This window comes from Kocuria sp. MNB10, assembly GCF_054073685.1.
This window is the reverse complement of the sequence record NZ_CM133411.1, coordinates 2484494-2511281: the sequence shown is the minus strand read 5'-3', so window position 1 is coordinate 2511281 and position 26788 is coordinate 2484494. Positions and strand designations below refer to the sequence as shown.

Annotated in this window: 22 protein-coding genes; 3 read left to right on the top strand and 19 right to left on the bottom strand. The window is 70.8% G+C overall.

All coding sequences use genetic code 11. From position 1 onward, the window contains the following. Nucleotides 1-16: 16 nt before the first annotated feature. From dprA to ftsY, 18 genes are all read right to left on the bottom strand, one after another. The gene (gene dprA, locus ACW9PK_RS11435; protein ID WP_457015929.1) at nucleotides 17-1339 is read right to left on the bottom strand and encodes a DNA-processing protein DprA; all 1323 of its coding nucleotides are present in this window, start codon (nucleotides 1337-1339) and stop codon (nucleotides 17-19) included. Nucleotides 1340-1503: 164 nt separating this feature from the next. Continuing rightward, a complete protein-coding gene (locus ACW9PK_RS11430; RefSeq protein ID WP_457017215.1) occupies nucleotides 1504-3075 on the bottom strand; it encodes a YifB family Mg chelatase-like AAA ATPase in 1572 nt (523 codons plus the stop codon). A 296-nt stretch (nucleotides 3076-3371) separates the two neighbouring features. Further along, on the bottom strand, nucleotides 3372-4694 hold the full coding sequence (locus ACW9PK_RS11425) for a hypothetical protein (protein WP_457015927.1): 1323 nt from the start codon (nucleotides 4692-4694) through the stop codon (nucleotides 3372-3374). Nucleotides 4695-4849: 155 nt separating this feature from the next. Next, entirely contained in the window at nucleotides 4850-5329 is a 480-nt protein-coding gene (locus ACW9PK_RS11420; RefSeq protein WP_085106283.1) for a YraN family protein, read from the bottom strand. Between the two features lie 140 nt (nucleotides 5330-5469). Next, the gene (locus ACW9PK_RS11415; RefSeq protein ID WP_457015926.1) at nucleotides 5470-6147 is read right to left on the bottom strand and encodes a ribonuclease HII; all 678 of its coding nucleotides are present in this window, start codon (nucleotides 6145-6147) and stop codon (nucleotides 5470-5472) included. A 20-nt stretch (nucleotides 6148-6167) separates the two neighbouring features. Next, on the bottom strand, nucleotides 6168-6983 hold the full coding sequence (lepB, locus tag ACW9PK_RS11410) for a signal peptidase I (protein ID WP_457015925.1): 816 nt from the start codon (nucleotides 6981-6983) through the stop codon (nucleotides 6168-6170). A gap of 132 nt (nucleotides 6984-7115) precedes the next feature. Next, nucleotides 7116-7805: a signal peptidase I gene (lepB, locus tag ACW9PK_RS11405; RefSeq protein WP_144998190.1), complete on the bottom strand. Its 690-nt coding sequence runs from the start codon at nucleotides 7803-7805 to the stop codon at nucleotides 7116-7118. 10 nt (nucleotides 7806-7815) lie between these two features. Beyond that, nucleotides 7816-8178 carry a 50S ribosomal protein L19 gene (gene rplS, locus ACW9PK_RS11400; protein WP_064846126.1) on the bottom strand — a complete coding sequence of 121 codons (363 nt, stop codon included), beginning with the start codon at nucleotides 8176-8178 and terminating at the stop codon, nucleotides 7816-7818. A gap of 177 nt (nucleotides 8179-8355) precedes the next feature. Further along, on the bottom strand, nucleotides 8356-9306 hold the full coding sequence (gene trmD, locus ACW9PK_RS11395) for a tRNA (guanosine(37)-N1)-methyltransferase TrmD (RefSeq protein ID WP_457015924.1): 951 nt from the start codon (nucleotides 9304-9306) through the stop codon (nucleotides 8356-8358). A 3-nt stretch (nucleotides 9307-9309) separates the two neighbouring features. After that, nucleotides 9310-9885 carry a ribosome maturation factor RimM gene (gene rimM, locus ACW9PK_RS11390; protein WP_457015923.1) on the bottom strand — a complete coding sequence of 192 codons (576 nt, stop codon included), beginning with the start codon at nucleotides 9883-9885 and terminating at the stop codon, nucleotides 9310-9312. Between the two features lie 124 nt (nucleotides 9886-10009). Beyond that, nucleotides 10010-10252, bottom strand: a complete 243-nt coding sequence (locus ACW9PK_RS11385; RefSeq protein ID WP_035964545.1) for an RNA-binding protein — start codon at nucleotides 10250-10252, stop codon at nucleotides 10010-10012. 2 nt (nucleotides 10253-10254) lie between these two features. Beyond that, the gene (gene rpsP, locus ACW9PK_RS11380) at nucleotides 10255-10683 is read right to left on the bottom strand and encodes a 30S ribosomal protein S16 (protein ID WP_064846130.1); all 429 of its coding nucleotides are present in this window, start codon (nucleotides 10681-10683) and stop codon (nucleotides 10255-10257) included. 177 nt (nucleotides 10684-10860) lie between these two features. Further along, nucleotides 10861-11847, bottom strand: a complete 987-nt coding sequence (locus tag ACW9PK_RS11375; protein ID WP_206399009.1) for a hypothetical protein — start codon at nucleotides 11845-11847, stop codon at nucleotides 10861-10863. After that, nucleotides 11844-12338 carry an NUDIX domain-containing protein gene (locus tag ACW9PK_RS11370; RefSeq protein ID WP_206399008.1) on the bottom strand — a complete coding sequence of 165 codons (495 nt, stop codon included), beginning with the start codon at nucleotides 12336-12338 and terminating at the stop codon, nucleotides 11844-11846. Before ACW9PK_RS11370 ends, ACW9PK_RS11375 begins: the two co-directional genes overlap by 4 nt. Before the next feature lie 6 nt (nucleotides 12339-12344). Then, complete coding sequence (ffh, locus tag ACW9PK_RS11365) at nucleotides 12345-13916, bottom strand: signal recognition particle protein (protein WP_064846133.1); 1572 nt, start codon at nucleotides 13914-13916, stop codon at nucleotides 12345-12347. 113 nt (nucleotides 13917-14029) lie between these two features. After that, complete coding sequence (locus tag ACW9PK_RS11360; protein WP_064846134.1) at nucleotides 14030-14368, bottom strand: P-II family nitrogen regulator; 339 nt, start codon at nucleotides 14366-14368, stop codon at nucleotides 14030-14032. Further along, nucleotides 14365-15684: an ammonium transporter gene (locus tag ACW9PK_RS11355; RefSeq protein ID WP_239321680.1), complete on the bottom strand. Its 1320-nt coding sequence runs from the start codon at nucleotides 15682-15684 to the stop codon at nucleotides 14365-14367. The genes ACW9PK_RS11360 and ACW9PK_RS11355 overlap by 4 nt, the downstream gene beginning before the upstream one ends. A gap of 273 nt (nucleotides 15685-15957) precedes the next feature. Beyond that, the gene (gene ftsY, locus ACW9PK_RS11350; RefSeq protein WP_207387888.1) at nucleotides 15958-17064 is read right to left on the bottom strand and encodes a signal recognition particle-docking protein FtsY; all 1107 of its coding nucleotides are present in this window, start codon (nucleotides 17062-17064) and stop codon (nucleotides 15958-15960) included. A 25-nt stretch (nucleotides 17065-17089) separates the two neighbouring features. Between ftsY and ACW9PK_RS11345 the strand changes: the two genes are divergently transcribed. Beyond that, nucleotides 17090-18457, top strand: a complete 1368-nt coding sequence (locus tag ACW9PK_RS11345; RefSeq protein ID WP_457015920.1) for an MFS transporter — start codon at nucleotides 17090-17092, stop codon at nucleotides 18455-18457. Between the two features lie 371 nt (nucleotides 18458-18828). Here the strand turns inward: ACW9PK_RS11345 and smc are convergent, their stop codons facing one another. Next, the gene (gene smc / locus ACW9PK_RS11340) at nucleotides 18829-22479 is read right to left on the bottom strand and encodes a chromosome segregation protein SMC (protein ID WP_457015919.1); all 3651 of its coding nucleotides are present in this window, start codon (nucleotides 22477-22479) and stop codon (nucleotides 18829-18831) included. 345 nt (nucleotides 22480-22824) lie between these two features. On the opposite strand from smc, the gene ACW9PK_RS11335 reads away from it, so the two are divergent. Together ACW9PK_RS11335 and ACW9PK_RS11330 are read left to right on the top strand one after the other, a co-directional pair. After that, a complete protein-coding gene (locus tag ACW9PK_RS11335) occupies nucleotides 22825-23850 on the top strand; it encodes a 3-oxoacyl-ACP synthase III (RefSeq protein WP_098056099.1) in 1026 nt (341 codons plus the stop codon). A gap of 46 nt (nucleotides 23851-23896) precedes the next feature. Beyond that, complete coding sequence (locus ACW9PK_RS11330) at nucleotides 23897-26638, top strand: alpha/beta fold hydrolase (protein WP_457015917.1); 2742 nt, start codon at nucleotides 23897-23899, stop codon at nucleotides 26636-26638. Nucleotides 26639-26788: the final 150 nt, after the last annotated feature.

Genomic DNA, 26788 nt, shown 5'->3' with positions numbered 1-26788 from the left:
GTCGCTGCGGGACCGCTCAAGGCTCAGATACGCCCGGAACTGCGGGAGGTAGGCCTCGAGCGGCCCGGGCGGGGTATCCTTCGCGCCTGCTGCCGGTGTCCCCTGCGCGCCCGACGACGCCGCGTGCCCAGGTTCCCATTCGACCGTCCGGTCTTTTACTGCGCCCATGCGGCGAGCCTACCCGCCGCCATCCGAGCAGCGAGTCCGCGGCCAGTCCGGCGTCACGGAGCCTTACGAGACCCGTGAGCACCTCCCCCGGGCTCAACCCGGACACCGCGCACAAATGGGACGGGTCCGCGTCGGTGCGCAGGGGCAGCGCGTCGAACAAGCGCAACAACGTGGGATCCAGGACGTCCTCGGGGCGCTCGTCACGGGTACTCGCCGCCCGGTGTGCATCCTGGGCCACCGCATTGCCCAGGGGCTCCACGAGTTCCAGGAGCTCGGCAGCATTGCTCACGAGCACCGCGTGATCGTCGCGGATGAGGCGATGGCAGCCCGCCGATCCTCCCACGAGCACGTCCCCCGGGACCGCGGCGACCTCCCGCGAGAGCCCCGCTGCGTGGCGTGCGGTGTTGAGCGATCCGGAACGCCACGCCGCCTCCGTGACCACCGTGGCTCGCGTGAGAGCCGCGATGATGCGGTTGCGCTGCAGGAACCGGTAGCGCGCGGGAGCACAGCCCAGGGGGACCTCACTCAGCACCACTGAACGCTGCGTGATGTGATGCAGCAGGTCCGCGTTGCCCGCCGGGTAGAACCGATCCACACCGCACGCCAGAACGGCGATCGTGGCCCCGTCCCCGGTGCCTGCTTCAAGGGCGGCCGTGTGCGCCACGGCGTCGATCCCGTACGCGCCGCCCGAGACCACACACCAGTGGGCAGCGGCCAGTTCATGGGCCATCTGTCGGGTCACCGCGGCCCCGTAACCGCTCGCGTTGCGTGCGCCCACCACGGCCACACTGCGATCCAGCCGGGACAGCGCATCACGATGACCCCGGCCCCACAGGACCACCGGGCGCTGCAGGCCCAGGTCGTCGAGCTGCGCGGGCCACTCCGGATCCTCCGGGATGAGTGTCCACGCACCGATCTGTTCGGCGTGCCGGGCATCCACGCGGGGCTCCGGGACGGGCAGCCGCGAGCGCCAGGCCGCGAACCGTTTGAGGAGATTCGGGACCGACGAGTCCGGCGCCAGCTCCTCGGCGGCCTTGCGATAAACGGAACACAGAGCGGGACTGGGGGCCTGCAATTCCACGATGCTGCGCCACAACAGTTCAGGGCCTAGGGCTGCCAGCAGGATCAAGCCCGCGGTGTCGCCGGGTTCGATGATGCGCGATAAGCGCATGCGGCACGCCCGGACGGCGTGGTATGGATCGCCAGGGGTGCCGACCCCGGCAGTGTCCCCCGCGGTTGCCCCTAGATCCGTCATATTGCCGCGGCGGTCCGACCCGGCTGGGTGGTGCTCTGTCGAGCTTTCGTAGCTTTCAGACCCGGCGGGGTGGTGTTCCGTCATGTCGTCACCGTCGTCTTGAAGTAGAGGGCCAGCTGCACGTGCTCGGGGCTGGGAACCGTGGCCCCGACCAGATCCGCCAGGGTCCAGGCAACACGCAACACCTTCACGAATCCACGGGCCGTCAGGGTCTTGTTGTCCATGGCGGCCTTGAGCGGTAGCACGGATCGAGTGCCCGGTGACAGGGTGCGATGCAACAGTGAACCGGGAACCGCGCTGTTCAGTCGGCACCCCCAGCGGCGCAGCCGCTCCTCCTGGGCGGCCCGGGCGGTCACAACCCGCTCCGCGACGGCTGCGCTGTCCTCGGGGGTCCGGCCGTGGCCCCCGCTGAGCTCGTGATAGGTCACGGCGGGGACCCGCAATTGCAGATCCACACGGTCGAGCAGGGGCCCGGACAGTTTGCCGAAATACCTGCGGCGCTGCACCGCCGTGCATGTGCATGCCTGGTCCGTGCCGCCCGCGTTGCCGCACGCACACGGATTCGCCGCCAGGACCAATTGGAAATGTGCGGGATAGTGGGCCACGGATTGTGCCCGGGCGATCGTGACCGTTCCCGATTCGAGCGGTTGCCGCAGGGCGTCCAGCACCCGGCGGTCGAACTCAGGGGCCTCGTCCAGGAACAATACGCCCCGGTGCGCCAGGGAAATGGCCCCGGGCCGTGGCATCCCGCTGCCTCCGCCACACAGCGCGGGCATGGTGATGCTGTGGTGTGGGGCCTGGAACGGGGGCCGCCGTATGAGGGACGAACACACGTCGTCGCCTCGCAGCGAATGCACGGACGTGACCTCCAGGGAGTCATCGTCCGCGAGGTCCGGCAGGATCCCCGGCAACCGTTCCGCGAGCATCGTCTTGCCCGCTCCCGGTGGACCCACCATCAGGAGATGATGTCCACCGGCGGCGGCGATCTCGAGCGCTTGACGCCCTTCGACCTGCCCCACCACGTCCCGCAGGTCTGGCACGGCCGTTCCCTCCGGCTCCTGCGGGTTCCCGCCCTCCGGCGCGCTTTCGGCCCGTGACGACGTCGCACGGGCCAGCAACGTAGGATCCGCTCCGTGGGCGACGAGCAGCTGCGACAGGTGGGCGGCGGAACTCACGTCCGCGCCGGCCACCAGCTCGGCCTCCGCCCGATTGGCTTCGGCGACGACCACTCGGGGATACCCCGCCCGCACCGCTGCCAACACGGCGGGCAGGACACCGCGCACCGGACGCAGGGAACCGTCCAGACCGAGCTCGGCGTAGAACACCGTGTCCGGCGGCACCCGCACCACACCCTGGGCGCTGAGCACCGCCATCACGACCGCGACGTCGAAGTGCGACCCCCGCTTGGGGAGCGTGGCCGGGGAGAGGTTCACCGTGATCTTGCGCGGTGCGAGGGCGGCCCCGGCATGGCGCGCGGCCGAACGGATCCGCTCCTTGGACTCGTTCACCGCTTGATCGGGCAGGCCGATAATCGTGAACGCCGGCAGTGATTGGCCGATGTCCGCCTCAACCTCCACCAGGTGCCCCGCCAACCCGACCAGCGCCACACTGCGGCTGCGCGCGAACCCGTTCACGAGCCACGTCCGGACCATGGGTTGGCGCTGCACGTCACCGAATCTCGAATCATGGGTCCAGCGTTCCCGCCCGGGCCGCCGGGCCCTAGCACAGCCCAGCAGTGTGCAGCCCAGATGCCGCGGCCCGAATGCGGAAATGAACTGGCCAGACGGGCGAGGCACGACCCGAGAGACCCGGTGGAACACGATCACCCGCGGAGGCCCCTAACAGCGCCGGCACGGCGGACCCGTGACCCGGCCGGGCGCAGCAGACTACGTCGCGAGGCGCCCCTGAACAGAACCGTGTACCGGGGCGAATCCCAACGAACGGCCCACTAGAGAGCAGCGGGCGCGGGGTCCTCCAGGGGCACGGGGACGGCAATTGCCGGGTCCGTGTCCTCGACGGGCAGCACGTCAGTGGGAACCGACACCGGCACCACGGAGACGGCGCTGTCGGGTAGCTCCGTGACCGGGGCTCCGGCCCGCAGTTCCAGGTTCATGGGACCGAGCTGTAGGTCCTGCGACTCCGCCGGGGCTGCGGGCTCCAGGGATCCCGGGCCCGGAATCCCCGGATCCGGGTCCACGGGGTCCGGGATCACCGGTGCTGACACCGTGGGCACCGAGACGATGGGATCGGTCACCGCCGGGTGGGGCGAGACGGAGGTGTCGGGCGCGGGTACCGGCGGGATCGGGATCGTGGGCGCCGGGCTCGGAGGCACGGGACCGCCCGGATCGGGATTCACCGGCGGGATCCCTCCCGGATCCGGGAGAACGGGCGCCCCGGGGTCCGGAACCGCGGGTGCACCCGGATCCCCGGGCACCTGAGGGGTGTCCGCGGTGGGCGATGCCGAGGGTTCGGGGACGTCCGGAGCGGGGAGACCGGGAGCAGCCGATTCCGCGGGGGCATCGGGGCTCGCACTCTCCCCGGCGCCGTCCGATCCGTTCCCGCTGCCCGATCGTCCGCCGCCCGCGGGCCCGTCGCCGCTCGGGGTGTCATCGGTGTCCTCGGGCTGGGCACGCACGGGGGTGACTTCCCGGTTACCGATGGAGGGGATCAGCTCGAGGCTCTCGAAGCTCTCCGGAACACGGGAGATGTCCCCCACGAGGATGTTCGTACCGCGCTCGCCCGCGGCGATGTCCCCCGCGGCGGTCCGGTCCGCCTCCTCGATGCGATTCTTGAGGTGCCGGGCCTCGTGCTCGGTCAGTGGCGACCCGTCATGGGCGCGGTACTGGTCCCCGGACGTCCGGGGCCGCCACCGGTCCAGGGCCCGTGAGACGTTCTCCAGTTGGTAGGACCCGCCGTCGGAGGCCTTGAGGATCATACGACTCACCGACACGGGGGAATCTCCCCGTTCGTTGTCGATCTCCACGGTGGCGTACGTCGCGCGCTTGACGCGGGCATCCTTGCGCAGTTCGTCGAGTTCAGGATCGGGGATCTCCCGCGCGGGGAGCGTGATGCGCACGGACGCCCCGTTGGGGAGGTGCGCCCGGAAGATCCCGGCATGCAGACCCCGGTCACCCGCGGCTGAGGTGGCACACGCGGAGGCGTCGGATCCGGCGGGCGGCTCCTCGTCCGCGCACGAGACGAGCATCAGCGAGGCGGCCGCGGCCAATGCCGTGGCCGACAACACGTGAGGAAGCCACGCCGGACTCTTCATGCGTCCCCCGATCGCCGAGCCTTTGTACTCATCCCACAAAATACCGTGGCACGGGGAGGGGGAAATTCATAATGCTCTCGGTGACGACCCGGAGTGTGACTCCCCGGTGGAGGTCGGCGGCGAACGGGCCCCGTGGCACGGATCGCGCGGATGCCTCACAACCAGCCGAGGGAGCCTATGTGTTCCACGCGCGGGGTACCGCCGCGGGGCCAGTGGACCGCCACGACGTCCACGCCGGGGATCGCGACAGCCCTGTGTTCCCTGGCCCAGGCGCGCGCGAGGACGTGCAGTCGCCGCAGCTTCTCCCACCCCACGGCCTCCGCGGGATGTCCGAAGTCCCCGCCCGAGCGCGTCTTGACCTCGAACACGGTCACGGTTCCCTGTCGCTCGGCGACGACGTCCAGCTCACCGCGGGGCGCCCCGGGCCCAACGGCGGGGCGCCAGTTCCGGTCCAGGATCCGCCAGCCCGAACGCTGTAACAGGTCCGCGATCAGTTCCTCCCCCGCCCTCCCCACGCTCACATGGGCCGCGACCGGGGCGTCGGGCGGGGCGGTGTCGGGCGGGGCGGTATCGGGCGGAGCGGTGCCCGGACGACCGGAATTGCGTGGCACATGGGCAGAAGTGGAAGTCGTCATGGACCCACTGTGATGCGCGACGACACTCCTGGCCATGGCCGGGGCGCGCCTGTGCAGGGCGGATCCGTCCAGGACGCGCTATGGGCCCTCGAGTACCAGGCCCCCACCTCACCTGCGAAGGAATGCGGGTGACCAGCGGACTACCGCGCGCCCAGGTTCCAACTGAGCCGGTGCTGCGGCGTGGTGCCGTGTTCGAGCAGCGCCGCGCGATGCACAGCACTGCCGTAGCCCTTGTTGGACTCCCACGCGTACACGGGGAACTCGCGGCCGAGCGAGACCATGAGTTCGTCGCGCTCCACTTTCGCCAGGATCGACGCGGCCGCCACGCTGACACAGTGCGCATCGGCCCGGACGAATGTGCGCACGACCGGCGGCAACGCGGCGTCGTCGGCGTCCTGCCCCAGCACCGGGGGTGCGTCCAGCCAGTTGTGGGAACCGTCCAGGATCAAGGCATCGACGCGCGTGCCGTGTGCGGCCACGGTGGCCAGTGCCCGGAGCCCGGCCAAGCGCAGCGCGGCAGTGACACCGAACTGGTCGATCTCGCGCGGTTGCGCGTGCCCCACCGCGGTGCCCACGGCCCACGCCGCGATCGTGCCCGCGAGGGCCGCACGCCGCGCTGGACTCAGGGCCTTGGAGTCACGCACGCCGTGCCACGGCGGCGGGTCCGACGGCGCTCCCCCGGTCATCCGTTCGAGGTCCAGGACCGCGAGGCCCACGCTCGCGGGGCCCGCGAGGGCTCCCCGGCCCACCTCGTCCATTCCGGCCACGAAGCGGTGCCCGGCGCGCGCGAGTTCCGTTTCCAGTTCGAGCGTGGGCACGGTGCGCGGCGTCGCGGAGCTCACTGCCCGCCGGCCGCGGGGACGTCCTGGAACACCTCGACGGGGTTGTGCAGGAACTGGAAGCGATCGAGCGGCCACGCGATCACGAACGCGGTGCCCACGACGTCGTCCTCACTCACGAACCCGGTGCCGGTGGCGATGTGGTAGCGCGAATCGGCGGAGGCGTTGCGGTGGTCACCCAGCACGAACAGCTTGCCGTCGGGCACGGTGACGTCGAACGAGATGTCGGACGGCGCTGCCCCGGGGTACAAGTAGGGCTCATCGAGCGCCTCGCCGTTGACCGTGACCCGCCCGGACGCGTCGCAGCACGTCACGTGGTCCCCGCCCACGCCGATCACGCGCTTGACCAGGGCCTGCTGGCTGTTGTCGGGGAGCAGGCCCACGAACTCGAGCGCGCCGCGCACGGGGTTGGCCGCGGTCCGGGGCGCCTCGGGCAGCCAACCCTGGGTGTCCTCGAAGACCACGATGTCGCCGCGGTCGATGTTGCCCGTGCGGCCGTCCAGTACGTTGACGAAGATCCGGTCGTTGAGTTCCAGGGTCTGTTCCATGGACCCGGAGGGGATGAAGAAGCCGCGGATCAGGAAGGTCTTGACCAGGAACGCGATGAGGAGCGCGAGGGCCACCACGATCAGGATCTCCTTGACCGCGCCCCACCCGGTCGTGGGCTCCTTGGCCTCCCGGTGGCCGCGGCGCCGTGCGCCGGATTCGCTCGCCCGCGCGTCCCGGGGTGCCGCCGCGCCGCCGGGGTCGCGCTGCGGTGCGGGCTCACCCGGTCCGGGAACGCCCTCGACACCTGATCCATGCTGCTCAGCCACTACGCATTCCTCTTCTCGGGTCCCACGGACACGGTTGCGTGTTCGCGCGCGGGAGTTTGCCTGGCGACGTCGCTCGCGCCTGGGATGCCGTCCGCGCGGGGGTGCGCGGGGCGGGGCGGAGCACCGAGACCGTCACTCCCGCAGTGTACGGGCACGCTCCGGGGGCCACACGACACGCTCGGCGGTGCCCACGATGCGTTCGGTGCGGATCAGGCCGCCGCCCGGCGAGCCCAGCAGCGATCGGGAGTCCACGGACACGCTGCGGTGGTCACCCATGAGCCACACCCGTCCTTCGGGCACGTGCACCGTGAACGGGATCCGGGACGGCTCGTCCCCGCGGAAGACGTAGTCCTCGTGTTGTGGCCGGCCGTTGACGGTGACCAGTCCGTCCGCGGTGCAGCAGGACACTGTGTCCCCTGCGACCCCGATGACCCGCTTGACGTACGCGGTGTCTGAACCGGTGACGCCCAGCCAGCGGCCCAGGGTGTGGGCGACCTGCTGGTGCCACGGGTCCGTTGAGTGCAGCGGGTCCAGGGAACCGCGGCCATCGAAGACCACCAGCTCGCCCCGAGCGACGTCGTTCCCCGAGACGAGTTTGTCCACCAGCACCCGGTCCCCGCCCTGGAGCGTGGGCTCCATGGAATCGGAACCGACCCAGTAGACGTCCGCCACGAAACCGCGCACGACCGAGGCCAGGACGAAGGCCGTGAGCAGGGCGATGGCCACGACCCACAACCACCACCGGCGCGTGGAAACGGGCCGTTTCACGGCGGAGGACCCGGCAGATGCCGGGCCCTCCGCGTGTTCCGTGTGCTGTGGCACCCGGTGTGTCTTACTTGCTCGATGCGCTCGAGTCGCGCTTCTCGCGGATGCGAGCAGCCTTACCGTGACGATCGCGCATGTAGTACAACTTGGCACGGCGCACGTCGCCGCGGCTCACGAGCTCGATCTTCTCGATGATCGGGGAGTGCACCGGGAAGGTACGCTCCACGCCCACACCGAAGCTGACCTTGCGCACGGTGAAGGTCTCGCGCACGCCGGAGCCCTGACGGCCCACGACGAAGCCCTTGAACACCTGAACACGGGAGCGGTTGCCTTCCACAATGTTCACGTGCACGTTGAGGGTGTCACCGGCACGGAAGTCCGGGACGTCGTTGCGCAGCGACTTGGCATCAAGCTGGTCAAGAATGTTCATGACATAACTCCTCGTGATCGCCGCAGGTCTCCCACGTGTGGTCCGCGTGTCACCCCGCGCGGGGTGGCATCGCTCCAGGATCCGGGACGGAACTTGGGATGGCCGTGCCGGGTGGTGCGTCGTTGGTCGCTCTCCCCCCTGCGGCAGGGGCGTGCCCGACGCACACACAGCGTTCTATTATGCCATATCCGGCGTGCCTTCCGTGGCCGCGTGCCCGCCGTCACGGCGCCACGATCCACCCGTCACGTGGAAGCCGGTCTCGGCGAGCACCGCGAGGTCCGCCCTGTCCAGCTGTGTGGGGTCCAGGGCCAGGATCATGTCCGGGCGGCGCTGCGCGGTGCGTGAGAGTTGCTGGTCCCGCCGCCACCGTTCGATCCGCCCGTGGTGACCGGACAGCAGGATCTCGGGCACGGCCCGCTCCCGCCACACCGCGGGTTTCGTGTACACGGGGTACTCGAGCAGCCCGCCCGTGTGGGACTCCTCGGCCAGTGATTCCGGATTGCCGATCACGCCGGGGATCAACCGCGTCACGGCCTCGACCATGGCGAGCACGGCGACCTCTCCCCCGTTGAGCACGTAGTCGCCCAGACTCAGGGGGCGCACCCGCACCTCGGTCCGAGCGTTGTCGATGAAGCGCTCGTCGATCCCCTCGTAGCGCCCGCACGCGAAGATCAGGTGTTCCTCCGCTGCCAGTTCGTACGCGATCCGCTGCGTGAACACCTCCCCCGCCGGGGACGGGACCACGAGCACGGGTGCCGCGGAGTGTTTCCCGACGGTCAAGGACGACGTTGCGGCACCCGGCTCTGTGGTCTGCGCAGGGTTCGTCACGACAGCCGGTACCGCGGTCTCCGGGGCCTCCGGTGCGGTCCGAGCGGACGACGACGCCGCGGCGTCGCCCCCTGCGCGCACCACCGACTCGAGGGCGAGCGTCCATGGCTCGGGCTTCATGACCATGCCCGCGCCCCCGCCGTAGGGGGTGTCGTCCACGGTGCGGTGCCGGTCGGTGGTGAAGTCGCGGGGATCGGTGACCGCGAGGTGGAGGACCCCGTCCGTGACGGCCTTACCGATCAGTGACAGGTTGAGGGGCTGCAGGTACTCGGGGAAGATGCTCAGCACGTCGATACGCACGGTTCACTCCGCTTCCGCGAGCTCGAGCAGGCCCGGGGGCGGGCTCACCAGCACGACGCCCGCGTCCAGGTCCACCTCGGGGACGATTTCTTCCACGAACGGGATGAGCACGGGCCGCCCGCCGCCGTCCGGGGTGATCTCCAACAGGTCCTGGGCGACACCCTGGATCAGCGCCTTGACCGTCCCGATCCGGGCGTCGTCCCGTGTGATGTCCACCGCCGTGAGACCCAGCAGGTCGTCCTGGTGCCACTCGTCGTCGTCGAGCTCGAGGTCCGCGGCCTCCGCGAACAGTTCGAGACCCCGCGCGGCCTCCGCCGCGGTGCGGTCCTCGATCTCCTCGAAACGCGCCACCAGCACGTTCTTGTTCCACCGGGAACCGCTCACGGTCACGTGCTCGAGCTGCGGGGAGCCGGCCCCGGCCGGTGCATTGCCCCCGCCCCTGCCCCGCTCACGGGCGGGCTGCACCTCGAGCACGGAGCCCGGGGCGAACCGCGCCCGCGGGTCGTCCGTGAACAACTCCACCGTGATTTCTCCCCGCACCCCGTGCGGTTTACCGATCCGGGCTACCCGAACGCTCATGGCATCTCCTCGTGGCGACTCGTGCTGTGTGGGGCCCGCATGCTACCGCGCGGGCAACGACCACGGCCCCCGCTCCTCGGTGCGAGGAACGGGGGCCGTGATACGTGTGTCTCGTGTGTTCGCGTCAGCGACGCCGGTCGGTGTCGACCACGTCCACGCGAACGTTCTCGCCGGAAGCCAGTGCCGAGACCACGGTGCGCAGGGCCTTGGCCGTGCGTCCCGATCGCCCGATCACGCGACCCAGATCGTCCGGGTGCACTCGCACCTCGAGCGTCTGACCGCGCCGGCCGTCGCGGGAGCGCACCGACACGTCGTCGGGGCTGTCCACGATGCCACGGACCAGGTGCTCGAGCGCTTCGGCGAGCATGATCACTCTGCCTTCTCGGCGTCGTCCTCCGTGGCCGCGGTCTCCTCGGCGGGAGCTTCCTCGGCCTTGTCGGCCTTGGCGGTGATGGCCTCGGGGATGATCACGGAACCGTTGTCCGGGGCCACGAACTCGGCCTTGGCCTCGGGCTGCTTGAGGGTGCCCTCGGCGCCCGGCTCACCCTTGAACTTCTGCCAGTCACCGGTGATCTTCATGAGGGACAGCACGGCCTCGGAGGGCTGCGCACCCACACCGAGCCAGTACTGCACGCGATCCGACACCAGGTTGATGTACGAGGGGTGCTCGGTGGGCTGGTACACACCGACCTCTTCGATCACGCGACCGTCGCGCTTCTTGCGGGAATCCACGACGACCACGCGGTAACGAGGGTCACGCATCTTGCCCATACGCTTGAGACGAATCTTGACTGCCACTTGTGTGGTTACTCCTGTTTCGAATGGAATCGGACATCGCACACACCTGCCCGTGGGGCGGGCCGTGAATGGATTTCCTGTGGACGCGACAGCACGCGCGGTGAGAGGGTCCGCACGGGTCGAGTACCCGACCATTGTGCCATACGTGTCAAACCGCGGGCGGTCGGGGCGAACGCGTCAGCGGTTCTTGCGTGCGCGCACCGAGGCCCACAGGGCGGCTTGGAGGGCGGCGTCCGTGAACAGCGCCGCCGACGCCGAACCGAGCACGGCGGCACGGCGTCCCCCGCGGGCTGCGAGACCCGCGAGCCCTGCGCCGAGGGCGATCTCCGCTCCCCCGATCGCGAGCAGCAGTCCCGGCCTGCGCACGTAGGCCCGCTGGATCCGGGACAGCACGTCCCCGCCGCTGGGCTCCACGCTCGCGGCGGCCAGCATGGACAGACCCAGGGGCCGGGGCTCGAAGTCCGAGACACCGTCGACCTCGTGCAGCTCGCGCTGGGACTCCACGAGCTTCGCGGCCACGGTGGGTAGGCCGAGCAGCTGCAGGACGGATTCCAGTAGCAGCCCCGAGCTGGGCGTGCGCGCGTAGTTCTCGAGCCGGGCCGTGGCGGCGGCGTCCAGCTCGGTCAGGGACGCGATGAACTCCACCGTGGTCAGCATGCGGGCCTCGGCGGTGCCCGCGGCGGGTGACGACGCGGCGTCGTCCGCGCCCGCGGCGCTGGCGGTATCGGGGGCACCGCTGAAATCCAGAGCGCCGTTCGTGTCCTGCGCGTCACGCGCAGGCTGGGCCGTGGGCACCGGGCTCGCCTGCCCCCGGAGCGCTTCGAGGGCGAGGTCGGTCGCGGACTCCGCGGGTTCCCAGCGCAGTGTGGAATCGTCCGCGATCCGCGCGAACTGGGCACTCCACGACTCACGAGCGTTCAACGAGTTCACGGGTGGGTAGATCCGCAGGCTGCGGCTCTCCCCGTCCGAGGAGATCAGGACGGCCATCGCGTCAGGGTCCGCGGCTGCAGCGAGGGCCCCGGGGTCCAACTCGTCCGGGACCAGCACGACTGACCATCCGTTGCGCGCGAGCGCCGTGAACCTGGTCCCCAGAGCGGTGGCGATGAACGGCAACTGCGGGGCGTCCGCGTGCACGATCAGCGCGGTGCGCGGCGCGGCACTCATGCGCGCCGGCCGCCGTCCATGACGCGTTCGACCACGGTCCCGGAGCGCAAGGCCTCCAGAGCCGCGCGGATGTGCTGCGCCAGGCCGGGGCTCAGCACGGTCTCGAGCTCCTCGGGTGCCACCCACCGGTACGAGAGCAGTTCCTCCTCCTGCACCGTGATGGGGGTGTCGGAGGGGATTTGCCCGCCGTCGTAGAGGAAGGACACGGAGTCCCCCCACATGCCCATGCCCACGCCGTGGCTCACCGCGAGCAGCCGCCCGCCCTCGAGGTGCAGGCCGACCTCCTCCACCACTTCGCGGAAGCACCCGGTGCGGGGATCCTCCCCCGCCTCCACGGTGCCGCCGGGCAGGGTCCAGTCGTCCTTGTAATTGGGTTCGACCGTGAGCACGCGACCGCTCTCGTCCCGGATGATCGCGGCGGACGCGAGCCGCCGGGTGGGCAGCGACGCGATGAAGCTGCGCAGTTCGTCGTCGGGGAGGTATGAACCCATGACCGCCTACTTTCCGAGGAATTTCTCGAAGCCCTTGGGCAGGTTCAGCGACTCGGCGTCCAGGTCCTTGCCCTGGGCACCGAACGCGCTGCCCGGCGCCGCCGGCTTCTGACCGGAGGCGAGTGCCGCGTTCTCCTGCGCGCGCTTGGCGGGGTTGCCGGAGCGCGAGCTCTTCTTCTTGGACTTGCCCTTCTTGGCAGCACCCCCGCCGGCGCCGCCCATCCCGGGGATGCCGCCGGGCATCCCGGGCACGCCCTTGCCCTGGGCCAGGCGCTTCATCATCTTCTGCGCCTGGGCGAAGCGCTCCATGAGCTGGTTGACCTCGGAGACCGAGACGCCGGAACCCTTCGCGATGCGCGCGCGGCGCGAGCCGTTGATGATCTTGGGGGCCACGCGCTCGTGCGGGGTCATGGAGCGCACGATGGCCTCCACGCGGTCGATCTCCCGCTCGTCGAAGTTCTCGAGCTGCTCGCGCATCCCGGCGGCGCCGGGCATCATGGCGAGCATCTTCTTCATGGACCCCATCTTGCGCAGCTGCTGCATCTGCGCGAGGAAGTCCTCGAAGGTGAAGTCCTCCTGATCGGTGAACTTCTTGGCCATCCGCTCGGCCTCGGTCTTGTCCCACTGTCGCTCGGCCTGCTCGATGAGCGTGAGGACGTCACCCATGTCCAGGATGCGCGAGGCCATCCGGTCCGGGTGGAACTGCTCGAAGTCTCGCACGCCCTCGCCCGTGGACGCGAACATGATGGGCTTGCCGGTCACTGCGCGGACGGACAGGGCCGCGCCGCCGCGGGCGTCGCCGTCAAGCTTGGAGAGCACCACGCCGGTGAAATCCACGCCCTCGTCGAACGCCTTGGCGGTGTTCACGGCGTCCTGACCGATCATTGCGTCGATGACGAACAGGACCTCGTCCGGGTCCACGGCGTCGCGGATGTCGCGCGCCTGGTTCATCAGCGCCTGGTCGATGCCCAGGCGTCCGGCGGTGTCGACGATCACGACGTCGTAGAGCTTGGAGCGGGCGAAGTCGACGCCGTCGCGGGCCACCTTCACGGGATCCCCCGTGGGGTCGTCGAACTCCGAGGTGGCGCCGGGCTCCGGGGCGAAGACCGGTACCCCGGCGCGCTGACCCACGACCTGCAGCTGGGTGACGGCATTGGGCCGCTGCAGGTCGGAGGCCACGAGCACGGGCTTGTGGCCCTGGTCCGTGAGCCACTTGCCAAGCTTGCCGGCCAGGGTGGTTTTGCCCGCACCCTGCAGGCCCGCGAGCATGATCACCGTGGGCCCTGTCTTGGCGAGGTTGATCCGCCGGGTCTCGCCGCCGAGGACGTTCTGCAGCTCCTCGTTGACGATCTTCACGACCTGCTGGCCGGGGTTCAGCGCCTCGGAGACCTCCGCACCGAGCGCGCGCTCCTTCACGATCGCCGTGAACTCCCGGACCACGGGCACGGCCACGTCCGCCTCGAGCAGGGCCCGGCGGATCTCCCGGACGGTGGCATCGACATCGGCCTCCGAGAGCCGGCCCTTGCCGCGCAGGTTCTTGAAGGTCGCTGTGAGCCGGTCGGACAGTGAATTGAACACGGGGTGGTCGCTGCTTTCGTCTGACAACGGATGAATTCAGTGTCCCAGGTTAGCAAGCGAAGCCCCGCCCGGTCGCCCGGACGGGGCCTGTGCCGACGACGTCGCGTGCGACCTCAGAGCGCGACGTCACCCAATTCGCCGGTGCTCACGCGCACGGTGTTCTCCACGGGAGTGACCCACACCTTGCCGTCCCCGGGTTCGCCCGTGCGTGCGGAGGTGACGATGACGTCCACGAGGTCCTGGACCTCGCCGTCCTCCACGACCGTCTCGATGCGCACCTTCTCGAGGAGGTCCACCGTGTACTCGGCACCGCGGTAGACCTCGCGGTGCCCGCGCTGGCGGCCGTAGCCGTGGACGGTCAGCACGGTCATGCCCTGCACGCCGTATCTCTCCAGGGCGTCTTTGACGTCACTGAACTTCTCGGGTCGCACCACTGCGGTGATCAGCTTCACTGGTTGTCTCCTTTGCTGGCGGCGGGCACGGGGGCTTCGGCGGTCCCGGGCAGGGGCCGCGCGGGGGCCTGCCCGGCGAAGTAGCCGGTGGCCTCGTCCTTCAGCGAGTACGCGGACTCCGCGTGCTGGGTGAGGTCCACGCCGATGACCTCGTCCCGGCGGGTGATCCGCAGCCCCATCGTGGCCTTCAGGACGAGCCCGATGACCAGCGTGAGGACGCTGGTGTAGAGCGTCACGAAGAGGGTCGCGGCGAGCTGGGTGCCCAGCAGGCCCCAGCCACCACCGTAGAACAGCCCGGCCCGGCCCTCGGAGGGGATCGCCAGGAAGCCCAGCGCCACGGTGCCGACAATGCCGGAAACCAGGTGCACGCCGCACACGTCCAGCGAGTCGTCCAGGTGGATCCGGTACTTCAGGCCCACGGCGATCGCGGAGCACGCACCGGCCACGGCGGAGAGCAGGATCGCGCCGAGCGGGGTCACGTCGGCGCACGCCGGGGTAATGGCCACGAGCCCGGCGACGACGCCCGACGCCGCACCCAGCGACGTCGCGTGCCCGTCCCGGATACGCTCGGTGAGCAGCCAGGCCAGCATGGCCGCAGCCGGGGCCACGAGCGTGTTGGTCCAGATCAGGGCGGCCTGCTCCACGGTGGTTGCGGCGCCGGCGTTGAAGCCGAACCAGCCGAACCACAGGATGGCCGAGCCGAGCATCACGAGCGGCAGGTTGTGCGGGCGCTGGCCCGAGTCGCGGCCGAAGCCGCGGCGGGCGCCGATGAGCAGGATGAGCACCAGAGCCGCGATGCCCGCGTTGATGTGCACGGCGAGCCCGCCGGCGAAGTCGATCGGCTCGCCGAAGATCCGGCCCAGGGCGCCGTCCTCGGAGAACAGCCCGTCACCCCACACCATGTACGCGAGGGGGAAGTAGACCAGGGTGACCCACACGAGCGTGAAGACCACCCACGTGCCGAACCGGGTGCGGTCCGCGATCGCGCCGGAGATCAGGGCCACGGTGATGATCGCGAACGTCACGGAGAAGTCCGAGGACAGCAAGTCCTCGGTGCCCATCAGGCCGTGCAGACCGAAGTGCGCGAACGGATCCGCGGTGAGGCCGCCCAGCACCGGGTCCCCGGCGAGCATGGAACCGCCCCACAGCACCCACACGACGCCCACCACGCCGAGCGCGGCGAAGCTCATCATCATCATGTTCAGCACACCCTTGGCGCGGGTCATGCCTCCGTAGAACAGTGCAAGTCCGGGGGTCATGAAGAACACCAACCCCGCGGCCACCACGGTCCACACGTGTCCGGCGGTCAACTCCACCCGGATCACCTCGTCCCTGTCTCGTGTCGGCACAGCCTTTGCGCCTCTTGCACACAGTCAACGGGGCGGGTGTTACCGCGACAGCGCGGGTTCGTGACGCCGGTGTTTCACGTCACGTCCGCGTGTGACGATCGTGTTAACTCCTCAGGTACCGGTGTCGATGCCGGTTCCAGTGCAGTGGCGGGGCCAGTGCACGTGCCGGTGCTCCGACGACGACGGCGCCCACTCCCACGAAGGGGGCGGGCGCCGTCGTCGTCGCGAGAGGGAGCAGGCTCAGTCGATGATCGCGTCCACGAACTGCTCGGCGTTGAAGGGTGCGAGGTCGTCCGGGCCCTCGCCGAGACCGATCAGCTTGACGGGCACGCCCAGGCCGCGCTGGATGGCGACCACGATCCCTCCCTTGGCGGTGCCGTCAAGCTTGGTGAGCACGATGCCCGTGATGTCCACGGCCTGCGCGAAGACCTTTGCCTGGGTCATGCCGTTCTGCCCGGTGGTCGCGTCGATCACAAGCAGCACCTCGTCCACCTCGGCGGCCTTCTCGATCACGCGCTTGACCTTGCCGAGCTGGTCCATCAGACCGGCCTTGTTCTGCAGCCGGCCAGCGGTGTCCACGAGGACCACATCCGCCTCTTGGTCGATGCCGGCCTTGACGGCATCGAACGCCACCGAGGCCGGGTCCGCGCCCTCCTGCTCGGAGCGCACCGTGGGCACGCCCACGCGGGCTCCCCAGGTCTCGAGCTGGTCAGCGGCGGCCGCGCGGAACGTGTCCGCCGCACCGAGCAAGACGTCCTTGTCCTCGGCCACGAGCACGCGCGCGAGCTTGCCGACCGTGGTGGTCTTGCCCACGCCGTTGACACCCACCACCAGGACCACCGCGGGCTTGCCCGGGGCGGACTCGGTGCGCAGGGAACGGTCCAGGGTGGGGTCCACGAGCGCGAGCATTTCTTCACGCAACAGGGACTTCAACTGCGCGGGGTCCTTGGTGCCCTCGACCCGCACGCGCTTCTTGAGGTTCTCCACGAGCTCGAGGGACGCGTCCGTGCCGAGGTCCGCCATGAGCAGCGTGTCCTCGATCTCGTCCCACGTGTCCTGATCGATGCGTTCGCGGGACAGCAAGACCAGCAGACCCTTGCCGAGCATGGTGTTGGACTTGGCCAGCCGTCCGCGCAACCGGGCCAGGCGCCCGCGGGCGGACTCCGGGCGTTCGAGGGTGCTGACCGGTCTGTCCTCGACGAGGGTGTCGCCCTCGGTCTCCGGGACGTCGTCCAGGTCCCGTGTGTCCGTGTAACCTCCCCGCGGTGCCTTGGGTCGGCGCAGCAGCAGGATGCCAAACACCACGAGCAGCACCACCACCGCGGCGGCGACAATGAGTATCCACATCAGGTCAGTCGTGATCACCCTCCTAATGTCCCATAAACTGCAGGGCGTGTCCCGCCCCGATCCCCGCGACCCCGCCGAGCATCCCGTCCCCGCCTCCCCCGACGACGCGCGCGCTGCTGCGACCGCGTCGGACGCCGCCGCAGCAGCGTCCACTGCATCGGACGACGCCGCCGGAAAACCCGCGCCGCGCGGCAGGGTCCCCGAGCCCATCAAGGTCCTGATCGCTGCGGCCTTCGTGATCGCCCTGGGCTACGGGATCGTGGCGCCCGTGCTGCCGCAGTTCGCGGCCAGTTTCGGCGTGGGCGTGGCCGCGGCCTCCGCCGTGATCAGCGCGTTCGCCCTGTGCCGGCTCGTCTTCGCCCCCGCGAGCGGTGCGGTGGTCAACACGTTGGGTGAGCGGCCCACGTACCTGATCGGGTTGATCGTGGTGGCACTGTCCTCGGCCGCGACCGCGTTCGCGCAGACCTATGGGCAATTGCTGATCTTCCGCGGTCTCGGGGGCATCGGGTCCACGATGTTCACGGTGTCCGCGATGGGCCTGATCGTGAGGTTGGCCCCGCCCACCATGCGCGGGCGGGTCTCCGGGTACTACGCGACCGCGTTCCTGCTGGGCGGCATCCTGGGGCCCGTGCTCGGCGGACTGCTCGCGGGTCTCGGGATGCACGCCCCGTTCCTGATCTACGCCGGCGCTCTGCTGGTCGCCGTCCTCGTGGTGTACCTGCGGCTGAAGGACGAGACGATCGGCGCCAGACGCACCGGCCGGGCCCAGCCGCCCATGCGCGTCCGCGAAGCGCTCGACGCCGGAGCGTACCGTGCCGCGCTCGCGTCCAGCTTCTCCACGGGCTGGACGGCCATGGGCGTACGCGTGGCCCTGGTCCCTCTCCTGGCCGTCCAGGTGGTCGGTGAGGGTCCGGCCGTCGCCGGGCTCGCGCTGGCACTGTTCGCCGTGGGCAACGCTGCGGCCTTGACCGTCACGGGGCGGCTCACCGACCGCGTGGGGCGCAAACCGCTCGTGCTCACGGGCCTGCTCGTGTGCGGCCTCGCGACCATTGGGGTGGGGCTGAGCACGTCCGTGGTGGCGTTCGCCGTACTGTCCCTGCTCTCCGGGGTGGGCTCCGGAACCCTCAACCCGGGGCAGCAAGCCGCCGTGGCGGATGTCATCGGCCCGGATCGAGCGGGCGGCAGGGTACTGTCCCGGTATCAGATGTGCGCGGACGCGGGCCAGATCGCCGGCCCCGTGCTCGCGGGCGCGCTCGCGGACGCCGCCGGTTTCGGCTGGGCCTTTGGGATCTCGGGAGCGCTCATGCTCCTCGCCGCCGTCGCGTGGCTTCCGGTCAGGGACACCCTGCCCCCGGAGCCACGCACCCAGGGCCCCGCCCCCCGACGGAAGTGAGCTCCCGTGGCGGCAACCGAGCGACGTCGTCCCCGTTCCACGGCGGTACTCTTCACGGTCGTTTTCGTGTCGATATTCGTCGCGAACGCGATCCTCACGGAGCTACGGGACCGCGGGATCATCACCACGCCGGTGCTCGTGCTCGCCATGGTGTTCCGTCCCTGACACCGGAAGTGGCCCCGGAGCGGATCCGGGAAACCCTCTCCCATCCCGATACCGAGTTGACTTCCGACGGCACCGCGCTGACCGCGAGGATCGGGAGTGACCTGACCTTCCGCCGCTGCGGAACCGCGATGTTGCGCCGCACCCGCTCGGCGACAAGCTGAGCCGTCCCACCCTGGGCGGCCGAGCGGCGTCGTCGGCGGAAGACCTCAGCGCAACTGCGAGAGCTGCTGGCCCACGACGAGGCTCACGCCGTCGCCGCGCATCGAGACTCCGTAGAGCGCGTCCGCGATCTCCATGGTGCGTTTCTGGTGGGTCACGATGATCAGCTGCGAGCTCTCCTTGAGCTGCTCGAAGATGGTGAGCAACCGACCCAGATTCCGGTCGTCCAGCGCGGCCTCAACCTCGTCCATGACGTAGAACGGGGACGGCCGGGCCTTGAAGATGGCCACGAGCAACGCGAGTGCCGTCAGGGAGCGCTCGCCGCCGGAGAGCAGGGAGAGCCTCTTGATCTTCTTCCCGGCGGGCCGGGCCTCGACCTCGACCCCCGAGTTGAGCATGTCGTCCGGGTCGGTCAGGCGCAACCGCCCCTCCCCGCCCGGGAACAGGGTCGCGAACACCGAGACGAACTGCTCCGCGGTGTCCCGGTAGGCCTGCGCGAAGACCTCTTCGACGTGCTGGTCCACCTGCCGGATGATGTTGCGCAGATCCGTGCGGGAATTCTTGACGTCCTCGAGTTGGGTGACCAAGAACTTGTGGCGTTCCTCCAGCGCGGCGAACTCCTCGAGCGCGAGCGGGTTGACCTTGCCGAGCGCCTTGCGCTGCTTCTGCGCGCGCTGCAACCGGGTCTCCTGCTCCTCGCGTCGGAACGGGGTCCCGGCATCGGTCATCCGGGGCAGAGCCAGCTGCACGGGCGCGCCGTCCTCCTCGGCGCGCTGGGCCGCCTCGAGCGCTGCGTCCGCGTCCAGGACGGGCAGGTGGGGGCCGTAGTAGTCCACGAGGAAGTCGGGGGTCATCCCCAACTCCTCGAGGGCCGTGGTCTCGAGCCCCTCGAGCCGGGCCCGGCGCTGCGCGAGGTCCAGTTCCGCACGATGCAGCTGTTCGGTGAGTTCGCCGATCCGCCGGGCGAGCTCGTCACGTTCGGAGCGCAATCGCTGCGCGACCTCGTCCAGCCCGGCCCTGCTGGTCTCGATGGCGTCGCGCTGGGCGGCCGCCCGCGCCGCGGCGTCGTCGGCGCGTTCCCGGAGATAGCGCGCGGCCTCCCCCACGGCCCGCGCCACGACCGCTTGCACGCGGCGACGCTCCGCACGCCGCGCGGCCTCGGCCTGCGCGAGACGTTCGGTACGCGCCGCCCGCGCCTGGGCCTGCGCCCGGGACTCGGCGTGGCGATGTTGTTCCTCGAGCCCGCGCAGCGCGAGCCGCGCCTCGGTCTCGACCTCGCGGGCGGTCCGGGCCTGCTCCTCGGCGCGGTCCTTGGCGGACGCGGCCGCGAGCTGCTCGCGGTCGAGGTCCTCCTCGTCCCCGGTCTCCGCGGCCTCGGCGCGTTCCACGGCCTCGCGCAGCTCCGCATCCCGCTGGGTCAAACGCTGCTGTGCGGTCGCCAGGACACCGCGGCGCCGTTCCAGTTCGGAATCCGCCGACGACGCCGTGGCCTCCGCCCTGCTCGACGCCGCCCCGGCCGCCGCGGCCTCCTGCTGGGCCCGCTGCGCGGCCCGGCCGGTCTCGCGGGCTTCCCGTTCCGCGCCCGCGCGCTGTTCCTCGGCCTCCCGGGCCCGTTCCGCCGCGGTCTCTGCGGCGTCCCGCAAGGTCGCGGTCTTTTCCACCTCGCGGTCGATCAACGCGAGGATCTCGAGGTTGCCGGCCGCTTCCGTGGCTCCGCCCTGGACCCGATGGACGCCGTACACGTCACCGTCGCGGGTGACCACGCGCCACGCGGCGTCGGCCCGCCCGTCCTGCGCCGCGGCGTCGAGGACCGCGAGCGCGGCGGTCGCGTCCGGGACGAGCACCGTGGTGGCGAGTGCGGCCCGCACCGCGGCCACGACGGCCGCGTGGCCCGTGGTGTCGGATTCCTCCGGGGCCGAGGAGAGGACCTCCGTGGCGCGCACGCACCCCTCGGGCAGCGCTGGACCGGTGACTTCGGTGGCCGCGCCGTCCTCCCGCGCGATCACGAGGTGCACGCGACCCGACCCGGCATCGCGCAACCGCGAGAAGACCCGGGCGGCCGAGGTGTGGGACGCCACGGCGAGCGCGTCGGACCACGGGCCCAGCGCGGCCGCCACGGCACGTTCCCACCCCGGGCTCACGCGCACGGCCCGCGGCACCTCCCCCAGCACGGGGACGACGTCCGCCACCGAGGACGAGCCGTCCGGTTGCCGCACGGACTCGCGCAGAGTCTCGAGGCGCACGATGTGGGCGTGCAGCGCGCTCGCGGTCTGCTGTCGGTGGTCGTCCGCCTCCCGCGAGCGGGCGCGAGCGGCGTCGGCCGTTTCCTGGGCTTCGCGGGCCCGTTCCCCGAGGCGCTGCGCCTCGACCGCGGTGGCCTCGGCCGTCTCGCGCAGGGACGCGGTGTCCAGACGGGCACTCTCGGCGCGGGTCACGACGTCGGAGAGCTCCCCGCGAACACGCTCCACGTCCGCTTCTGCGGCCGTGAGCGCCGACCGCGCGGCCGTGACCGCCGCGGCGAGCCGGACCTGCCCCGCGCGTCGGTCCGCGGCACGGCGCACGAGCGCGGCCGATTCCTTTTCCGCGTCCCGCGCGGTCGATTCGGCGGCCTCACGCGCCGCATGCGCACGGTCGAGGTCCTCGCGCGCCCCCACGACCCGTTCGGCCAGCTGTTCAGCCTCGACGAGTGTCCGGGCGGCCTGTTCCTCGAGGGTCTGCGCGTCCCGGTTCGTGGCGGCGGTTTCCTCGGTACTGCCCAGCAGCCGACGGCGCTCCTCGGCCAGCGCCGCCAGCGCCCGGTAGCGGTCGCGCACCGTGCTCAGTTCGTACCAGCTCGTGCGGGCCGCGTTCAGTTCCGGGGTGGTGCGCGCGGCACGGGTCTCGGTCTCCTGCAGCCGCTGGGCGAGATCCGCGGCCGCGGTCTCGAGTTCGGCCTTGCGTTCGCGCGCCGCGCGGCTCGCGTCCTGATCCGTGTCCATCCCGGCGCGCGCCGCCACGAGATCGTCCGCGAGCAGACGGGCGCGCGCATCACGGACGTCGTACTGGATCCGCTGCGCCTTACGAGCCGTGCGCGCCTGCCGGCCCAGGGGCGTGAGCTGACGCTGGATCTCACCGGTGAGGTCCTCGAGCCGGTCCAGGTTCGCCTGCACCGATTCGAGCTTGCGCAGGGTCTTCTCCTTGCGGCGGCGGTGCTTGAGGATCCCTGAGGCCTCCTCGATGAACCCACGGCGGTCCTCGGGGGTGGCCTGCAGGATCCGGTCCAGCTGCCCCTGCCCCACGATCACGTGCATCTCCCGACCCAGCCCGGAGTCGGAGAGCAGCTCCTGGATGTCCAGCAACCGGCACGAACGGCCGTTGATCGCGTATTCGGAGCCCCCGGAGCGGAACAGCGTGCGCGAGATGGTGACCTCGGAGTATTCGATCGGCAGGGCGCCGTCGGCGTTGTCGATGGTCAGGGACACGTGTGCGCGGCCCAGGGCGGAGCGACCGGAGGTGCCTGCGAAGATGACGTCCTCCATCTTCCCGCCGCGCAGGGACTTGGCACCCTGCTCCCCCATGACCCACGCGAGGGCGTCCACCACGTTGGACTTACCCGACCCGTTCGGCCCCACGACCGCGGTGACCCCGGGCTCCATGTGGAACGTGGTGGCGGACGCGAAGGACTTGAAACCACGCACGGTGAGGGTCTTCAGATGCACGCGGGGGTCTCCAATGTCGTTGTCGCTTACGCCGCCCCTCGGCGCCCGCACCGGCGGGTGACGGGCGCGCCGACCTGGGCGATCGCGAGCGCGGGGGCAGCCCCCGAGTCTACCCGGGGCGGGCCCCGCGGCGGTGTGGGGCGCGTGCGGGGGCTCACACCCGCGGCTCACCGGGGCCGGAACGGCCTGCGCCCGCAGAGAAACGCCACGTACATCCGAAGGGAGCTGTCAGTCGGGACCGTTAGACTGAGCCGGTCCAACCCGCTAGTTCACCCGAGCGCCGAGGCTCTCCTCTCACGATCGATTCCTTGACGGTACGGGTGGCGTCTGATCGAAAGCGCCACATTGACCGGTAACTCCACCATCAGAAACCGAAATGCCGCAGTCCTATCCGTGACCAAGACGGAGGCGGACGTGGTCATCCCGTCTACTCGGTTCGATGAGGAGTTGGCAGAGACCTTCCGGCGGCTGCGCATGCCCAAGGGGCTGCTCGAGCGACTGGCCGGGATCAAGGAACGCCGCGGTTGGGCACCGGGACGCCACTTCACGGACGGCGCCACGGAGGCCGGCCAGGAGGCCCTGCGGCAATCGGGGGTGGCCCCGGAGCAGATCGGGTTGTTCATCAACGCGTCCGTGACCCGCGACAACTTCGAACCCGCCGTGGCCGTGGGCATCCACGACCGGTTGGGCCTGCCGAGCTCCGCGCTGAACTTCGACATGACCAACGCGTGCCTGGGCTTCGTCAATGCCCTCACCGTGGCGGCGTCCATGATCGACGCCGGGGCGATCGAGTACGCCCTGGTGGTCGCCGGTGAGGACCCCTCCCCGTGGCACCACGCAGCGGTGGAACGGTTGCGCGGGGACGACATCACCCGCGAACAGGTGGTGCAGGAGTTCGCCACGCTCACGCTGGGGTGCGGTGCCGCCGCGGCCGTGGTGGGCCCCGCGGACCGCCACCCGAACGGGCACCGCATCGTGGGATCCGTCACGCGCGCGGGCACGGAGTTCAACCACCTGTGCATCGGCGGGGACGACGGCATGTTCACGGACGCCACCGGGCTGCTCAACCACGGGGTGGGCCTCGTGGTCGAGGCGTGGCTCGAGGCCGAGAAGGACGGCTGGCAGTGGCGGGACATGGACTCCTACGTGACCCACCAGGTCTCCAACTCGCACACCAACAAGCTCATCCAGGACATGGGCCTGGACGCGGACCGTGTCCCCCTCACCTTCCCGTACTGGGGCAACGTGGCCGCCGCGGCCCTGCCCATGACACTCGCGCTCGAGGCCGAGCGGCTCGAACCCGGCCAGCGCGTGCTGTGCCTGGGCGTGGGCTCGGGCCTGAACACGACCCTCATGGAGATCGCCTGGTAGCCCGCCCGTAGCCCCCGGTCACCGCCTCACAGAACGGAGGAGCAACGTGCTCTCCACACCCTCCCCGGAACGCACCACCACGGTGCGTCTGCCCTTCACCGACACCCCGCTGCCGGGTGTGGACCCCGCGTGGTCCACCACGGTGAGCGTCCCGACCACGGCGGTCGTGGAACCCGTGCCCGGCAGGAAGCGCCGCTGGCACGTGCTGGACAACGGGGACGCGATCACCGAGGCGGGCCGCAGTCCCCGCGGGATCATCCTGGCCGTGCACGGCAACCCCACGTGGTCCTACCTGTGGCGGGACGTGGTGCGCGCCGGCCAGACGGCCGAGCAGCCGTGGCGCGTGGTGGCCGTGGACCAGCTGGACATGGGCTTCTCCGAGCGCACGGGATTGTTCCGCCGGCTCGAGGACCGCGTCCGGGACCTCGGGGACCTCACGCACGCGCTGGGCATCGACGATGCCGGACTGCCGGTGGTCACCTTGGCCCACGACTGGGGCGGGCTCATCTCCCAGGGCTGGGCACAGGAACACCCGCAGCTCCACGCGGCGACCATCATGACCAACACCGCCGTTCACCACGACAACGCCGAGCCCATCCCCTCGGCCCTGCGGCTCGCGCTCAACCGCGCCGTGCACGAACCCCTCACCTCCGGGACCACCGCGTTCCTGGACACCACCCTGGCCCTGTGCGATCCCGCCCCGGCCAAGGACCTCAAGAAGGCCTACAAGGCTCCGTACACCTCCCGCGAGCGCCGCGAGGGCATCGCGCACTTCGTCGCCGACATCCCCGCCGAACCGGGCCACCCCTCCAACGCGGCGTACGAGCGCATCGCCGGGCGGATGAGCGCGCGCGAGGTCCCCACGCTGCTGCTGTGGGGCACCAACGATCCCGTGTTCCAGCAGCGTTACCTCGAGGACCTCATGCGGCGGGCGCCCCACGCGGACGTCCACCGCTTCGAAGGCGCCAAGCACCTGCTGCCCGAGGCCCGGGACATCGCCCCAGCGATCCTCACGTGGCTCGGTGAGCGTTTCGGTCAGGACGAGCCCGTGGTGCAGGCCCACCGTGAGCGCCGCGCGCGCGGTCGCGGGGACTTCGTGCCGTTCTTCGCCGAACTCGACGCACGACGCCGCGACGCCTCCCCCGCCGTCGTGGACATGGGACCCGTCATGGGAACCGTGGACGGTTCCGCACCGGCGCTCAACGTGGAACGCACCGTGACCTGGGCCCAGCTGAGCACGTCCGTGGACCAGCTCGCGGTGGCCCTGCTGCGCACGGGCATGCGCCCCGGGGACCGTGTGAACCTCATGGTCCCCCCGGGCTCCATGCTCACCACCCTGATCTACTCGTGCCTGCGCATGGGCGCGGTGATCGTGGTCGCGGACCAGGGGCTGGGCCGCAAGGGACTGACCCGGGCGCTGCGCGGTTCGTCCCCCGACTGGTTCATCGGCATCCGCAAGGCCCTCATGGGTGCGCGCGCCCTGGGCTGGCCCGGACGCCGGATCTCCGCGGACCGGCTGGACCCCGTGTCCAAGAAGCTGCTGGGCGTGGAACACACCGTGGCCGAGCTCATGGACTCGGTGACCACCGTGCGCCCGGAGGACATCCCCGCCGTGGACCCGGACGCCGCGGCCGCCGTGCTGTTCACGTCCGGCTCCACCGGACCCGCCAAGGGCGTGGTCTACACCCACCGCCAGATGGCCGGGATGCGCGACACCATCCGGGACACCTACGGGCTGCGGGCCGGAACCGGACTCGTGGCCGGGTTCGCGCCGTTCGCGCTGCTCGGCCCCGCCCTCGGTGCCGCGTCCGTCACGCCGGACATGGACGTCACGAGCCCCAAGACGCTCACCGCACAGGCGCTCACCGAAGCTACGATGGCGATCGGCGCCACCGCGGTATTCGCGTCCCCCGCGGCCATCGCCAACGTCCTGGCCACCGCGGACGAGCTGTCCCCCGCCGAGCGTGATGCGCTGGCCCGGGTGGACCTCATGCTCTCCGCCGGAGCGCCGATCCCCGAGGAGCTGCTCGCCCGGTTGCAGGAGCTGATGCCCGCGGCCGAGCTGCACACCCCCTACGGGATGACCGAGGCGTTGCCCCTGACCGACGTCAGCTTGGACGTGATCCGCGCGGCACGGGAGGACGCCCAGAGCGGCGTCGAGGGTGCGGGCCGCGGCGTGTGTGTGGGCACCCCGGTCGAGGGAGCGCAGCTCGGCGTATTGCCGCTGCGCGCGGACGGCTCCGTCTCCCCCGACATCGTGACCACCCCTGGTGTCACCGGCGAGATCGTGGCGCGCGCCCCGCACGCCAAGGACCACTACGACCGGTTGTGGATCACGGAGCGCGCCTCCGACCTGACCCCCGGCTGGCACCGCACCGGGGACGTGGGGCACTTCGACGCCCGTGAGCGGCTGTGGTACGAGGGCCGCCTGGCCCATGTGATCACGATGTCCGACGGGCCGGTGTCTTCCGTCGCGGCGGAGCACGCCGCCCAGACGGTTCCCGGTGTGGGCCGCGTGGCCGTCGTGGGTGTGGGCCCCCGCGGTTCCCAGTCCCCCGTGGCCGTGATCGAAACGGTGCCCCCGGCCGCCAAGCCCCACGTGGCCCCCGCGGATCTGGCCGAGCGCGTGCGCGCTACGATCGATTTCGCGACCGGGCTGGCTGTGAGCGCCGTGCTCGTGATCCCCGAGCAGCCCACGGACATCCGCCACAACTCCAAGATCGACCGCGCCGAATTGAGTGACTGGGCCGAGCAGGCCCTGGCCACCGGAAAGATGAGTGCCCTGTGAGCCACGACCAGACCCCCGCTCCCGACCGCTCCGGCGCCGGCCGCCGCCGCGCCGACGATCACGACGCCGCTGCGCCGGCTCCCGGGGCCGCCGCGGCCGGGGCGGCGTCGTCGGCTCCCCGGAACGACGAGAACGCAAGGAATTCCGATG